Origin of the sequence: Bacillus sp. PPSBB_2 (genome assembly GCF_045291115.1) — a bacterium.
Taxonomy (GTDB): domain Bacteria; phylum Bacillota; class Bacilli; order Bacillales; family Bacillaceae_G; genus Bacillus_A; species Bacillus_A cereus.
Genome location: NZ_CP147983.1, coordinates 181,505 through 196,127, shown reverse-complemented (window position 1 = coordinate 196,127; position 14,623 = coordinate 181,505). Strand labels below are relative to the sequence as shown.

The window sequence follows — 14,623 nt, the reverse complement described above, 5'->3', positions numbered from 1 at the left end:
GTTGCAAAACTAAAATAAATATGCAATGTTATGAATCAGAAAAACTAGCTGAACATGCAATAGATAGCGATTTTGACCATACCAACGTGGCTGTTCCAGCCCTTTATCTTTGAGATGACTAAACTGTTGTTCAATTTTTCCACGCTCTTTCATCAACTGTTTGCCAAAGGTAGTTTGTAGAAAATGAGACACTACACGACGATGTGTACTTTTGATTGGTCCGCTATTACGCGGGTTAATTGGATTGATCGCAAAGATATCACATGCTCCGGCAATTTCATGAATGTGCTGACTATCATAAGCGGCATCTGCAACGGAAAATAACACATTTTGGTTTTGTATATCCCGAAGCAATGCAGGAGCTATTTTACTATCATGTACATTTGCGGTTGTAAATGCATACGACAATATAACACCTTCTGGTGTAGAACAGACATGAGTTTTATATCCCTTATACCAACCATAGCGAGTAGATTTTCCCCATTTCGCTTGAGAATCATATAAACTACTCCGTAAGGCTGTACTATCAATTAAAACGCACGGAATTAACCCTAAATTCTTTTCTTGAAGAATTTGTTTATGAAGCAACGGAATTTCTTCGTTGCGAAACCAAGTGCCTACACGTGAAAAAGTAGATATATGAGGAACAAGCGAAAGGCCACAAGATACACGAAATGAAGGATATTGATGTAAAAAACGAGTTAACTTACGTAATGAATTGATCTGGAATACCGTTTTTATAAAAAAACATTTGAGTAAAGCTTTTCTACAGATGGGTGGGCGGCCTGTCATAGGCGGAACGCCTCCAATGGTTAAACTGTCTACGTAGGCAAATAAAATTTGTAAAATGGATTGATTTTGATCAAAATTGGTTATCATACTAGTAAATCCGTCCTTTCTGGAGATAGTTTTAGGATACTATCATTCTTCCAGGAAAACGGGTTTCTTTATGCATTCATTTTTGGATATTTATGAGTTTTGCAACACCCTCATTAGAATTATTAACGAGTGATGCTGACCTTGATAAGAAAACTGGTGAATTCTTAAAAGGACAACTAGAAAAGAATCTAGATGGATTAACAGTAAATATAAAACCTCAGCCGCGTAAGCAACAAGTTTCGCTTTTATTAAAAGGTGACTACGAAATCGGAATTGATGGCTGGAGCCCTGACTTTGCGGATCCAATTACATTCCTTGAGCTATTTACAACGAATAACCCTTATAACTTAGATCATTACTCTAATAAGGAATTCGATGAAACAATAGCAAAAGTGAAAACAACTTTAGCTGGTGATGAAAAAGCTCGCTGGGAAGCATTACTAGCATCCGAGAAAATATTATTTAAAGACTCTGTTATCGCTCCTCTTTACCAAAAAGGCGAATCTTATTTAGAACGTTCTTATGTGAAAGGAATTGTGCAAGTAGACTTTGCAGGTCAATTAAACTTCAAGTGGGCAAAAATTGAAAAATAAAGTGAAACTTTAATAAGTGGGGGTTTCTTCATCCCCACTTATTATTAGCCCACACCAATTGTTTTTTTAGCAAAATATATTAAAAATAGGTTCTCTCACACATGAGAATCTGCTTTTTTAATATATTATTCTAAGAAATTAACAATCTATTTTTATTATTGACATATAGTTCTTTTCAGTGTTAATATTCTAAATAATCAAAGAAACAAAATATTTAACCATCAAAATATAATGTCTACTACGTTGAAACATATAACGATAGATTATAGTTCAACATGTATATACATATAGAACACCTGATTACCTATAAACAAATATTTATAATAGGTTTTATCTCCTTCTATAGCTACTTCAAGACACGGACATTATGACGTTACGAACAACACATTTAGGGAGGAACGAACAATGAAGAAAAAAGTTGTACCTGTTGTTGCATCTGTTTTAGGGGCAAGTCTATTACTAACTGCTTGCGGGGGAAATAAAGATAATGCAAGCGGAGCGAAAGCAAACGATAAAGCACCTGATAAACAGGCAATTAACTTATCATTCGCTTCAGAAATTCCAACAATGGATGTTGCAAAAGCAACGGATGGGGAATCCATGAACGTAATGCGTAATGTTTTTGAAGGGCTATATGCAATGGGAGAAGATAATAAACCGGTTCCTGGTGTCGCTGAGTCGGTTGACATTAGTCCCGATAAAACAAAATATACATTCCATCTCCGTGATTCAAAATGGTCAAACGGTACTCCTGTTACAGCAAAGGACTTTGCCTTCGCTTGGCAACGTGCCGTAAATCCTGATACAGCAGCTGAATACGCATTCTTATTCTTCGATATAAAGAATGCGAAACAAATAAACCAAAAACAATTGCCAATTGATCAACTAGGGGTCAAAGCTGTTGATGATAAAACGTTAGAAGTACAACTAGACCGTCCTGTTCCCTACTTCTTAAGCTTAACTACATTCTCAACATTCTTACCAATTAATGAAGAGTACTTAAAGTCTCAAGGCGATAAATATGGTTTAGAAACAAATCATTTAATTTATAACGGTGCTTTCACATTAGATAACTGGAAACATGAACAAAGCTTCCAATTGAAGAAAAATCCTAACTATTGGGATGCTAAAACTGTAAAATTAGAAGAAATCAACTTCAATGTCGTTAAAGATAAGTCTACAGAAGTGAACTTATATGATTCAGGACAAATTGATCGTGTTGCTTTAACTGCAGAGTTTGTTGATAAATATAAGAGCGATCCAAACTTCAAAGAACGCGCTGAAGTCGGCATTCAATTCTTACGATTAAATCAGAAAAATGAAACATTAAAAAATCAACATGCACGCCTTGCTATTAACGGCGCAATGAATAAAAAAGCTTACGTAGAAACAATCTTAAATAACGGCGCTGTTCCAGCTGAAGGAATGGTTCCTGCGAAATTTGCAAAGAGCCCAGAAGGCAATGACTTCCGTAAAGAAAATGGAAATCTAGTCAAGGATGATGTGAAAACAGCGAAAGAAAACTGGAAAAAAGCAAAACAAGAACTTGGTACTGACAAAGTAACAATCGAACTATTAACAAGTGACAATGCTTTAGCTAAAAAGACTGGTGAATATTTAAAAGGTGAATTAGAAAAGAACCTAGATGGATTAACAGTGAATTTAAAACCACAACCACGTAAACAACAGCTAAAACTACTATTAAGTGGTGACTATGAAATTGGTATTGACGGCTGGGGCCCTGACTTCGCTGATCCAATTACATTCTTAGATTTATTTACAACAGATAGTGCTTATAACTTCGATAAATACTCTAACAAAGAGTACGATGAGCTAATTCATAAAGTGAAAACAGATTTAGCTGGCGATGAAAAAGCACGCTTTGAAGCAATGAAGCAAGCTGAAAAAATTCTATTACAAGACGGCGCTGTCGCTCCTTTATACCAACAAGGCCGTTCTTACTTACAACGCTCTTTCATTAAAGGACTTGTAACAACTGACTTCGGTGGTGAGTTTAACTACAAGTGGACAGAAGTTACAAAATAATAAGTGCTAATAAAAAGGTATCCATTGAGGATACCTTTTTATTTTATACTTCTTCAACTACAGAGCTTCTTCTTCCCTTTACCATTCCTTTTATAGCTAAAGTCATCACTGCTACTGATTGTGTAACCAATACAATAACTAATAATGAAATAATATTTCTCTCTAAACTAACTCCTCCAAATATTATTGTATAATAGCCATTCGCTGCATATGTTGCAGGAAATAATTCACTGATTGTTTGATATGTTTTAGAAAGCATTTCATGTGGCACAGTTACAACCATTTGTGTTAATGAAAGAAAGGCGAAAAAGACTATTGTCAATAATCCTCTTTTCCTTCTTTTTGCATTGAACCAAAACTCATCATAAATATAAACACAAACATCAAATATGTTCTCCACGTCAAAGAAGGTATATGCCCCGACCAAAGATAGCTAACTAAATAATTAATTCCCATAATACAAGACGATATTACTAAACTAATACTTATTAGTTTTACATATTTGAGCATATCTTTTCTCCTTGTTTTTATTTTTCTACTTCTTCAAACTGTAGATTCACCGGATCTTCTAAAAGTGTTTCATAAAAGTTCTCTGCCAAATCTGTTGAAGGGATTTTTTCATCTACTTCATCAAATCGAATACTATCTAGCCACACACAACCTTCTCCTGATAATAAAACACCAAATGCAATACCAAGTGCTTCTTCTTTTATATCTAATACAACCGAGTACGATTGCCAGTTATTCGTATTTTTAATGGGGCGATTTTGCATATTATCCATAGCGAGCGGTTCTGTATCTTTTCCATCTACTCGCATCCACAATCCTGCCCAATCTCTTACATTTTCACTCTTAATAAATGCTGTAAAACGTAATCTCTTCCCTACATATTTATCCGCTCGGAACATTTGCATTAATGTTGAAAATCCTCCGTGCGTAACATTCTCTTTTGCTTTTATGTATGCAGATACTTTTCCTTGATGGACAACTTCATAATCTAAACCCATCTCATATTCAGCAGGATGACTTCCACTTAAGATCCATCCTTTCGGTATACCTTTTTGCATTGAAACACCCTCTCTTTCTATATAAAATGACTGAAAGTACTTTCGATATTTCTTTGGTGGCAATTGAAACATTCTTTTAAAAGCTCTCGTAAATGCCTCTTGTGAGGAAAAACCGTATTGCACTGCAATATCAATAACAGCTCTCTCCGTTGACACTAAAACTTGCGCAGCATGAGTTAACCTTCTCTTTCGAATATAATCTGTTACACTCATCCCAACATATCTTTGAAAGATGCGATGAAAATGGTACATCGATACTGCACTGTGAGATGCCACTCTTTCTGTTGTAAGCTCCTCATGTAAGTGATTCTCTATATATTCAATTGATTTTTTTATTATCTCTTTATATTCTTCATGCATTTTAGCTCCTCCCTCACAACTTCAATTTACCATATACATACAAATCGTTTTTGATTTAAATTGCGGATTAGCCCTTGTGACTGCAGAATAATAATTTATTTTCAACACATACATAATTACATGTTTTTGGGAAAAACTTGTATAGAACGAATTTACATAAGGAGGAATTTATAATGAGAATTCTACTATCAGTTTTATTAGCTCTTATGCTAGTACCTGCATTAACAGGATGTAAAGCTCCTGCCAAAGAAGACACAACTTCTAATAAAAAGACGACTGAAGAAGCAAAAAATGAGGCTCCTGCAGATTTAAAACTAAACTTCAATGAATTCGATTTAAAGGCAGACTACCAAGATACAAAGAAAGACTACGAAGCAGACTATAAAAATGTAGCAGCTGACAAGAAAATGGAAGCAAAAATTGAAGATCATAAAGCAGATGTAAAATTAACAGGAGACGAGGCTATCACAAAATTAAGCCCACTTCTACAAGAATTAAAATTTGATAAAGATACTCCTGACCAAGAAGTAATCGATCAAGTAGTGAACGTGTTCAAACTTGATAAAGACTATCAAAAATTCGATTTAGAAGTTGTCTTCTCTGATGGAACGAAAAAAGAATATAAAAGAGAAATAAAATAAAGAAGTAGGCCGTTGCCTACTTCTTTATTTTTTAATTTTTGCGTATCTTAATTCTGGACTAGAACCAATAATGAATTGGACACCGGATACTGATGATTTTTGTAAATAGGAAGCACTTGGGAAAATAATTGGGATTAATGGTGAATCTGTAAACATAATATCTTCCGCTTTATGCAATAATTCAAAACGCTTATCCTCGTTTTGTTCAACTTTTGCTTCTTTTATTAAAGCGTCAAATTCTTTATTATGCCATTTTGCATAGTTATTTGGACCATCACCCGCATATAAATCTAGTTTAGTAATTGGATCTAATAAAGAGCCGCCCCATCCCATATAAGCTAATTGGAAATCACTTTGCTTGTATGTGTCGATGTAACTCTTCCACTCTTTATTTTCTAATTTAATATCTACGCCAAGATTTTTCTTAAACATTTCTTGCATTGCTTCTGCTACTTTTTTATGTTGTGTATCTGTAGTGAATTTTAATGTTACTTCAGGTAATGTAGACCAGCCTTGTTCTTTCATGCCTTCTTCTAATAACTTTTTCGCTTCCGCTGGATCAAATTTAACGTAATCACCTTTTTCTTTACGGAAATCACGGCCACTTTGTGTTTTTGCTCCTTCTGGAACGAATGCATATGCTTCTTGCGCATTATTTTTATACAATTTTTCAACGATAAATTTACGATCAACCGCTAATGAAAATGCTTTACGTACCTTCGCATTTGTAAACGGCTCTTTTTCTACGTTAAACGAATAAATATAAGAAGAGAACCCTGCAACACGCTTATATTCTTTATTTCCTTTTTCTTTTTCGATCATCTCTTGTGGTAAACCACTTAGTAAATCTAATTCTTTGGATTTAAATAATTGATACGCTGTTTTAGAGTCTGGAATAATACGAAACTCAATTTCTTCTAGAGTTACCTTTTTATCATAGAATTCTTTATTTTTTTGTACTGTAATAGCTTGGTTATGCTTCCACTCTTTTAACGTGAATGGCCCATTCGTAATTAACTCTTTTGGATCTGTTTTTAATTTATTATTATCATCAATCGACTTTTTAGCTAATGGAATAAATAGTGAGCTTGCTAGTTTTTGTTTAATAGAAGCAACTGGGTGTTCAAGGGTTACCTTTAATGTTTGAGGATCAACAACTTGAATACCAACTTGTCCCTCTTCACCTTTTCCAGTATTATACGCCTCTGCCCCTTTAATAAAATACATTTCTGTCGCATTCATAGAACCCGTTTTCGGATTTAATAATCGCTTCCATGCAAATTCAAAATCATTTGCTGTAATAGGAGAACCATCTGACCATTTAATATCTTTCTTCAAATGGATTGTATATTCAGTTCCATCAGCATTTACTTCTTCTTTCTCCGCTAATTCATTTTGATATTTCCCATTACTATCTTGCGTATATAAACTTGAAAACAACTGCCCAATTATATAACCTGACGTGCTATCTGTTGCAATAGCAGAATCAAGTGTATATGGATCACTACTAATATTCGTTACTAATCGATCTCCTTCTCCCTTACCAGCACTCGCCTTTTGCGTCTCTTTCTTACCGCAAGCGACAGAAGTAATCGCTAAAACAGTCATAATGACAAACAGTAAAAACTTCTTCATCCTACATTCTCCTTTAACCTGAAATTTTTGGTGTTGATGCTAATAATGTTTTTGTATAAGAATGTTGTGGATTACGGAATACTTCGTCCGTATTTCCAAATTCAACAAGTTCTCCTTTGTATAAGACAGCTACTTTTTCACATAAATAGTGAACCATCGGTAAATCGTGAGCGATGAATAAATATGTATAACCTTGTTCTTTTTGGATTTTTTGCAGCAGATGTACAATTTGAATTTGCAATGAAACGTCTAATGCTGAAATTGGTTCATCAAGAATCAATACTTCTGGCTCACACAATAACGCTCTTGCAATAGCGATACGTTGACGTTGTCCTCCGCTAAATTCATGCGGATATCGATCAATATATCTTCTATCTAATCCAACACGCTCTAGCGCATCACCCGCTACTTTATCCTTTAATCCTTTATCACCTAAACCGAATGAAATATAACCTTCCGTTACGCTATCGCGTACTTTCCAGCGCGGATTTAATGCTGCTGTGGAATCTTGAAAAATGAACTGTACTTTCTGTAAAAAATCTCGCCTATGAGCTGATTTCAGCTTGTGAACGACTTGACCGTTATAATCAATTTCACCAGACGTTGGACTCTCAATCCCTGCTATGAGCTTTCCAAGTGTTGTTTTTCCTGAACCACTTTCACCAATAATGCCAAGTGTTGTTCCTTTCGGAATAGAAAGTGATATGTCTTTTAACGCTGTGATTTCTTTACTTTTACTTCCATACGTTTTTGTTACTTGCTTTACAGTAATTAAATCTGTCGTCATGAAGCATTCACCTTCTCTTTTGATTTCGCTTTATTATGCTCTAGAACATGTTGCCAGCAATGTGAACTATGCTCCTTAGAATACGTTGTTCTCTCTGGGAAACGATGAATACATTCTTTTATCGCTACTGGACAACGATTTACAAAAGGACAACCAAAGCTATTTAATGTTTCAATGGAAGGTGTCGTTCCTTCTATAGCACGTAATACCTTTTCGGAATCATCCATATTCGGAATTGCTTGTAATAAACTTTTCGTATATGGATGTTTAGGAGAATCTATTACCTCCTGTATCGTTCCTTTTTCAACGACACGTCCCCCGTACATAACAACTACTCGATCAGCAACTTCACGTACAAGTGCCAAATCATGTGTAATTAATAAAATACTCGTATTTTGTTTTTCTTTTCTTTCTTTTAATAGCCCCATAATTTGTTTCTGAATCGTTACATCTAACGCTGTTGTCGGCTCATCTGCAATTACAAGCTTTGGGTGACAAGCAAACGCAATTGCTAAACAAATACGCTGCCTCATACCTCCGCTTAATTGATGCGGGTACTGTTCAAAGCGTTTCTCTGCTTCATGTATCCCTAAATCTGTTAACAAGTTAATCGCAATTTCCTTTGCTTCTCTTTTCGATTTGTTCCCATGTTGCAAAATCACCTCTGTAATTTGCCTTCCTACCCTCATCGTCGGATTTAAAGATGAAAGTGGGTCTTGAAAGATAAACGAAATATCTTTCCCTCGAATTTGATTCCATTCTGATTCTTGTAGATTCGTTAATTCCTTTGATTCAAAAGATATATTTCCATCATCAATATGAATTGATTCTTGATTTAAGCCGATAATAGATTGTGCTGTAACACTTTTCCCTGAACCACTTTCTCCTACAAGTGCAACTATTTCACCTTCGCTAATAGAAAAGGAAACATGCTTCACAATTGCTTGGTTACTATTCTCTTTTTCAACGGCTAACGTTACGTTTTCTAAAGATAAGAGCTGTCCCATGTTTTTTCTCCTTTCGATTCCGTTTTACGATTTTTGGATCAATTGCATCTTGTAAACCATCACCAATCGCATTAAATGCGAACATAATGAGCGCAATCATGATTGCTGGGAAAAATAGTTGCCACCATTCTCCGCTCAATAATGTCCCAAGTGCGTCATTCGTCATCGTCCCCCAACTTGCCGCTGGTGATTGTACCCCAAGTCCTATAAAGCTTAAAAATGATTCTGAAAAAATAGCTGCCGGAATTGTAAATGATAAATTGACGATAATAATGCCTGTTAAATTCGGAATTAAATGCCCATATATAATTTTCATATGTGATGTACCTAATCGCTCTGCTGCAATAACAAACTCTCGTTGTTTTAAAGACAATACTTGTGCTCGAATGAGACGAGCCATTCCAATCCATCCCGTTAATGCAAGGGCGATAATAATGGTGAAAAGACCTGGTTTCATAACAATTAATAGTAAAATAACAATTAATAAATATGGGATGCCGTATAATACTTCAATTCCTCTTATAATCCACTCATCAATTAACGTTCCAAGGCGATTACGCCCTCTCACGTATCCACTAAATCCACCAATCAGTACACCAAGCCCTATATCGAGGGCAGCTGCTACTAATCCCACTGTTAGTGAAATCTTCCCACCAGCCCAAGTACGTGCCCAAATATCTCTCCCTAAATCATCTGTTCCAAACCAATGTTCACTACTCGGCGGTAAATTTGTTGCCTCTTTTACTTGTTCACTCGCAGTAAATGAAGTTAAACTTTCGCCAATAAGCGAGAAAACAATAATTAGCAATAACGTCACTGTTCCTAAAACTGCGATTGGATTCGATATAAACTTACGAAACACTTCTTTCTTTCTGCTAATCGTTTGCTGATTTTTATTTATCGTTAATTCTTTTTTCTCTTCTTTCGTTAATAACTGTTCATTAATTTCATAAGCTCCCATTTTAATATCCCCCCTCCTTATGTAATAGAACGAATACGCGGATCAACAATGCGGTGAATAATATCTGTAATGAAAATACAAGCAATTAATAATGCACTATAAAAAATCGTTGTTCCCATAATCACCGGATAGTCTCGGTTAAAAATACTATCTACAAAATATTTTCCTAGGCCAAGAATTGAAAAGATTTTTTCAATAACGAAAGTCCCTGTTAAAAGTCCAGCCATTAACGGTCCCACAAATGTAAGTACTGGAACAATCGCATTTCGAAGAGCATGTCTTATAATAATCTTCTTGAGGGTGTTGCAAAACTAAAATAAATATGCAATGTTATGAATCAGAAAAACTAGCTGAACATGCAATAGATAGCGATTTTGACCATACCAACGTGGCTGTTCCAGCCCTTTATCTTTGAGATGACTAAACTGTTGTTCAATTTTTCCACGCTCTTTCATCAACTGTTTGCCAAAGGTAGTTTGTAGAAAATGAGACACTACACGACGATGTGTACTTTTGATTGGTCCGCTATTACGCGGGTTAATTGGATTGATCGCAAAGATATCACATGCTCCGGCAATTTCATGAATGTGCTGACTATCATAAGCGGCATCTGCAACGGAAAATAACACATTTTGGTTTTGTATATCCCGAAGCAATGCAGGAGCTATTTTACTATCATGTACATTTGCGGTTGTAAATGCATACGACAATATAACACCTTCTGGTGTAGAACAGACATGAGTTTTATATCCCTTATACCAACCATAGCGAGTAGATTTTCCCCATTTCGCTTGAGAATCATATAAACTACTCCGTAAGGCTGTACTATCAATTAAAACGCACGGAATTAACCCTAAATTCTTTTCTTGAAGAATTTGTTTATGAAGCAACGGAATTTCTTCGTTGCGAAACCAAGTGCCTACACGTGAAAAAGTAGATATATGAGGAACAAGCGAAAGGCCACAAGATACACGAAATGAAGGATATTGATGTAAAAAACGAGTTAACTTACGTAATGAATTGATCTGGAATACCGTTTTTATAAAAAAACATTTGAGTAAAGCTTTTCTACAGATGGGTGGGCGGCCTGTCATAGGCGGAACGCCTCCAATGGTTAAACTGTCTACGTAGGCAAATAAAATTTGTAAAATGGATTGATTTTGATCAAAATTGGTTATCATACTAGTAAATCCGTCCTTTCTGGAGATAGTTTTAGGATACTATCATTCTTCCAGGAAAACGGGTTTCTTTATGCATTCATTTTTGGATATTTATGAGTTTTGCAACACCCTCCTTCTTAATTGGTATGCCTTTTGCTCTTGCTAGCTTAATATAATCACTCTGCAGTACTTCGATCATATTAGAACGAACAAACCTTGTAATAACTGCGATTGGCCCTAACGCTAATGCAAAGGATGGCAATACTGTATGTTCGAATGTTCCCCAAGAGGCTACTGGTAAGAGCTCGAATTGAATAGCGAATACTTGTATAAATAGTGGTGCTAAAATAAAGCTCGGAATAGAAATACCGAGGATGGCAAGTAAACTTACACCGTAATCAATTACCTTCCCATGATAGAGAGCAGCAAATGTACCTGCAGCAATTCCGACTAGCAATGAAATAATAAGTGCTTGTAAACCAATAATTGCTGATGGACCAAAACCAGTTGTTATAATTTCTGATACACCTTGCCCGGTTGATTGAACAGATTCACCAAAATCAAAATGAACTACGCCGTCTAAATAAGCAACATATTGATTCCATAACGGTTCATCAAGGTGATACTTCGCTCTCATGTTTTGGATCACTTCTTCAGGAAAGATTTTTGCATCTGATGAAAATGGATCCCCCGGAATAATATGCATAATTAGAAATGTCACCGTCGTAATAACCCATAGCGTGAACACCATAACTGATAATTTTTTAATTACATACACCCTAATAACCCCCTAAACACATATATTTACTTAGTTTTATAAACGTACTTTTTCCATTACTCCCTTTTCTCTTTTTAGAATACAAAAAGCCTTGATCTTAAAAAATAAGATCAAGGCTTAATAAACAAAGGCCCATCACTTATCTTTCAAGACTTGCTTGCTGGAATTAGCACGGTGTTCTTATTACAGAACCCGCTGCTGAGGTGTCATAGGGCCAGTCCCTCTACCTCTCTGGATAAGTAAATTGCTATATTATTATTTAGTTCAAATTGTATATCTCGAATTATAATTCTGAAAAATTGAAAAGTCAATCTAATTGGATAAATTTAGAAAAGTCAGTTTTTAATTCTTTTATCGAAATTACAGTTTTCGGCTTATAATAAAAAGAAATGATATTAAAGGAGTTATAAGATGGACCCCTTACTTCTTGCTACTATAGGATTACCCTTAACAATCGTTATACTTGTCATCATCGGCTTCTATAAACTCTTTATTAAAAAGAAACGTATTACTTCTTTTTATACTCCTTTCGATAATATTACCGGGCAAACTATTTCCGAATTTCACGAAGAACAGAAGGTATTAGTATCCGAGGATGAAGACGGAGATGGTAAGAAGAAAAAATAACCTTGCACAGGCAAGGTTATTTTTTCGTTTCTGCTTGAAAACGTTTATAGTATGTCGATGCTGTTGCAAAGTTAATTTCTATATCACGAATCAACGATGAATCTTCTTCTTTCGCTAACTTCTGTAATTTTTTCATCGCTTGTTCTGATTCATTCAAGAAACCAACATATACCTCATGTTCTTGCTCTTTCGATTTTGGAACACGAATTTCTTTACGTATATGATCAATATCTTCTAACATGCTCGTTGTTACCTTTTGCACATCTTCTTTATATGTAGCATTCGTTATTTCCTTACCGCCCTTTTCTTTTGCCACTTCAAATAACTGCAGTGCGTTATTAATTTCTTTATTCATTTTCAAATCGTATTTTTCATGTACTGCACGGTATTCTTTCATTTCTTCTGTTTGTTCTGTAGATTGCTCTACCTTTTCTTTCGTTTCTTTCGTATCTTTATTTCCATTACACCCTGCTAGAAGGAGCATACTTCCCATTACAGCAATACCCAAAACCTTCTTCATCTCTTCTTCTCCTTTTATCTACAGCTATTACTCATTATAGTTTCTTTTATCTCCACTTGTTATTATACCGAGAACGCCCTACTTTTTACACTTAAGACGACATCGTAATATATATACCAACATGTTTGTCACAGTATCGTCACTTTATACAAATAACTTTTGCAATGCTTTACTACATCACCTTACAAAACTGTATGAGGTATTTCAAAGAAATGAAAAAAGAACTGATTCAAACATTCCCTTTGAATCAGTTCTTTTTTATTAAGCCTCTAAATTTTGTCTTTGTTGCAGTTCAAACTGCTTCTCACTTCTTCTGGCCATAAATAGATAACATAATACTGCTCCTACTTCACAAAGCGCAATAACAATACCCATCGGTAATGCTGTATTACTTCCACCGATACCTACTAGCGGCGCAACAAGAGCTCCTGAAATGAACTGTAATAAGCCTAATAAAGCTGATGCTGTTCCTGCAGCTTGTTTCTGATTTCTCATCGCTAATGAAAACCCAGTTGTTGATACAACCCCGACACTTGATACGACAAGGAATAACGAACATAAAACACCGATTAAACCTATTCCTAGTACGATTGTAAGTAGTAAAGATAGGCCACCAACAGCTGCGATAATAATACCAGCAACAAATAATGTCTTCTCATTCACTTTCCCCGCTAAACGACCCGTTACCTGACTAGCAATAATAATACCGATGCCGTTAATCGCAAAGAATAAACTAAATTGCTGTGGTGATGCTCCGTATATGTTCTGCAACACAAATGGTGAGCCCGAAATGTATGCAAACATTGCCGCTGTTACTAATCCTTGTGACAATGCATATCCCATAAACAGACGGTCCTTTAATAGTTTCCCGTACGTCGCCAAAGTCCCTGACAAACCACCCGTTTCTCTTTCTTCAGGAGGTAATGTTTCGCGCAATACGAAAGTAGCTGAGATTAACATAAATACGCTAATTGCCCCAAGGACGATGAAAACACCGCGCCACGTTGTAAACTGTAATAATTGCCCCCCAATAATCGGTGCCAAAATAGGTGCTGCTCCGTTTACTAACATAAGCAGTGAGAAAAACTTCGTCATTTCAGAACCTGAGTACATATCACGTACCATGGCACGTGATATAACAATACCGGCTGATCCTGAAGCTCCTTGTAGAAAGCGCAATAACACTAATGTCCAAATAGATGGCGCGACAGCACAAAGTAAAGAAGAAGCAACATAAATAATAAGAGCAATAATAAGCGGTTTGCGTCTTCCGTAAATATCACTAATTGAGCCAACAAATAATTGTCCTACTGACAGCCCAAGCAAACAAGCTGTTAATGTAAGCTGCGCTAGGGATGCACCTGTTTGCAAGTCATCCGTTAACTTCGGTAATGAAGGCAAATACATATCAATAGATAATGGCCCAATCGCCGTAAGTGTTCCTAATACAAGAATCATCCATAACCTGTTTGCCTTTACAGGTTTATATATTTCATGATTAACTTCATTCACTTTTTCAATTCACCCTTTCCTATACAAACCGAATCGTAACAATTATAGTT

General features: G+C 35.6%; 14 protein-coding genes, 3 pseudogenes and 1 riboswitch. Of the genes and pseudogenes, 4 read left to right on the top strand and 13 right to left on the bottom strand.

What is annotated here, in order from left to right:
- Positions 1-9: 9 nt before the first annotated feature.
- Entirely contained in the window at positions 10-879 is an 870-nt protein-coding gene (locus V6946_RS01045; RefSeq protein ID WP_023520903.1) for an ISNCY family transposase, read from the bottom strand.
- Positions 880-989: 110 nt separating this feature from the next.
- Here V6946_RS01045 and V6946_RS01040 point away from each other — a divergent pair.
- Positions 990-1,472, top strand: a pseudogene (locus tag V6946_RS01040) (ABC transporter substrate-binding protein); the annotation flags it as partial.
- Positions 1,473-1,877: 405 nt separating this feature from the next.
- The gene (locus V6946_RS01035; protein ID WP_000731086.1) at positions 1,878-3,518 is read left to right on the top strand and encodes a peptide ABC transporter substrate-binding protein; all 1,641 of its coding nucleotides are present in this window, start codon (positions 1,878-1,880) and stop codon (positions 3,516-3,518) included.
- A gap of 43 nt (positions 3,519-3,561) precedes the next feature.
- Here V6946_RS01035 and V6946_RS01030 read toward each other — a convergent pair whose 3' ends face one another.
- The 3 genes from V6946_RS01030 to V6946_RS01020 are packed head-to-tail and all read right to left on the bottom strand — an operon-like array spanning position 3,562 to position 4,945.
- Positions 3,562-3,840: a hypothetical protein gene (locus tag V6946_RS01030; protein ID WP_366982426.1), complete on the bottom strand. Its 279-nt coding sequence runs from the start codon at positions 3,838-3,840 to the stop codon at positions 3,562-3,564.
- A complete protein-coding gene (locus V6946_RS01025; protein WP_000922547.1) occupies positions 3,837-4,028 on the bottom strand; it encodes a hypothetical protein in 192 nt (63 codons plus the stop codon). The genes V6946_RS01030 and V6946_RS01025 overlap by 4 nt, the downstream gene beginning before the upstream one ends.
- A 17-nt stretch (positions 4,029-4,045) precedes the next feature.
- Positions 4,046-4,945 carry a helix-turn-helix transcriptional regulator gene (locus V6946_RS01020; RefSeq protein ID WP_000544202.1) on the bottom strand — a complete coding sequence of 300 codons (900 nt, stop codon included), beginning with the start codon at positions 4,943-4,945 and terminating at the stop codon, positions 4,046-4,048.
- Positions 4,946-5,118: 173 nt separating this feature from the next.
- Here V6946_RS01020 and V6946_RS01015 point away from each other — a divergent pair, with 173 nt between their 5' ends.
- Positions 5,119-5,586, top strand: a complete 468-nt coding sequence (locus V6946_RS01015; RefSeq protein WP_001221552.1) for a YusW family protein — start codon at positions 5,119-5,121, stop codon at positions 5,584-5,586.
- A 24-nt stretch (positions 5,587-5,610) separates the two neighbouring features.
- Here V6946_RS01015 and V6946_RS01010 read toward each other — a convergent pair whose 3' ends face one another.
- From V6946_RS01010 to V6946_RS00980, 7 genes and pseudogenes are all read right to left on the bottom strand, one after another.
- Positions 5,611-7,221 (bottom strand): peptide ABC transporter substrate-binding protein, encoded by a 1,611-nt coding sequence (locus V6946_RS01010; RefSeq protein ID WP_406622189.1) that lies wholly within the window; start codon positions 7,219-7,221, stop codon positions 5,611-5,613.
- A 13-nt stretch (positions 7,222-7,234) separates the two neighbouring features.
- Positions 7,235-8,008, bottom strand: coding sequence for an ABC transporter ATP-binding protein (locus V6946_RS01005; RefSeq protein WP_000205682.1), 774 nt, complete (start codon positions 8,006-8,008; stop codon positions 7,235-7,237).
- Positions 8,005-9,015, bottom strand: coding sequence for an ABC transporter ATP-binding protein (locus V6946_RS01000; RefSeq protein WP_366982466.1), 1,011 nt, complete (start codon positions 9,013-9,015; stop codon positions 8,005-8,007). The genes V6946_RS01005 and V6946_RS01000 overlap by 4 nt, the downstream gene beginning before the upstream one ends.
- A complete protein-coding gene (locus V6946_RS00995) occupies positions 8,972-9,976 on the bottom strand; it encodes an ABC transporter permease (protein WP_000501538.1) in 1,005 nt (334 codons plus the stop codon). Before V6946_RS00995 ends, V6946_RS01000 begins: the two co-directional genes overlap by 44 nt.
- A 17-nt stretch (positions 9,977-9,993) precedes the next feature.
- Positions 9,994-10,275, bottom strand: a pseudogene (locus V6946_RS00990) (ABC transporter permease subunit); the annotation flags it as partial.
- A gap of 12 nt (positions 10,276-10,287) precedes the next feature.
- Positions 10,288-11,157, bottom strand: coding sequence for an ISNCY family transposase (locus tag V6946_RS00985; protein ID WP_023520903.1), 870 nt, complete (start codon positions 11,155-11,157; stop codon positions 10,288-10,290).
- Positions 11,158-11,269: 112 nt separating this feature from the next.
- Positions 11,270-11,914, bottom strand: a pseudogene (locus tag V6946_RS00980) (ABC transporter permease); the annotation flags it as partial.
- Positions 11,915-12,050: 136 nt separating this feature from the next.
- A riboswitch (SAM riboswitch) is annotated at positions 12,051-12,156 on the bottom strand.
- A gap of 169 nt (positions 12,157-12,325) precedes the next feature.
- On the opposite strand from V6946_RS00980, the gene V6946_RS00975 reads away from it, so the two are divergent.
- Positions 12,326-12,541, top strand: a complete 216-nt coding sequence (locus tag V6946_RS00975; RefSeq protein WP_000371386.1) for a DUF3951 domain-containing protein — start codon at positions 12,326-12,328, stop codon at positions 12,539-12,541.
- A 16-nt stretch (positions 12,542-12,557) separates the two neighbouring features.
- Here V6946_RS00975 and V6946_RS00970 read toward each other — a convergent pair whose 3' ends face one another.
- Both V6946_RS00970 and V6946_RS00965 read right to left on the bottom strand, forming a co-directional pair.
- Entirely contained in the window at positions 12,558-13,061 is a 504-nt protein-coding gene (locus V6946_RS00970) for a lipoprotein (protein ID WP_006920100.1), read from the bottom strand.
- A 261-nt stretch (positions 13,062-13,322) separates the two neighbouring features.
- Positions 13,323-14,582: a multidrug effflux MFS transporter gene (locus tag V6946_RS00965; protein WP_231009439.1), complete on the bottom strand. Its 1,260-nt coding sequence runs from the start codon at positions 14,580-14,582 to the stop codon at positions 13,323-13,325.
- Between the last annotated feature and the right edge of the window lie 41 nt (positions 14,583-14,623).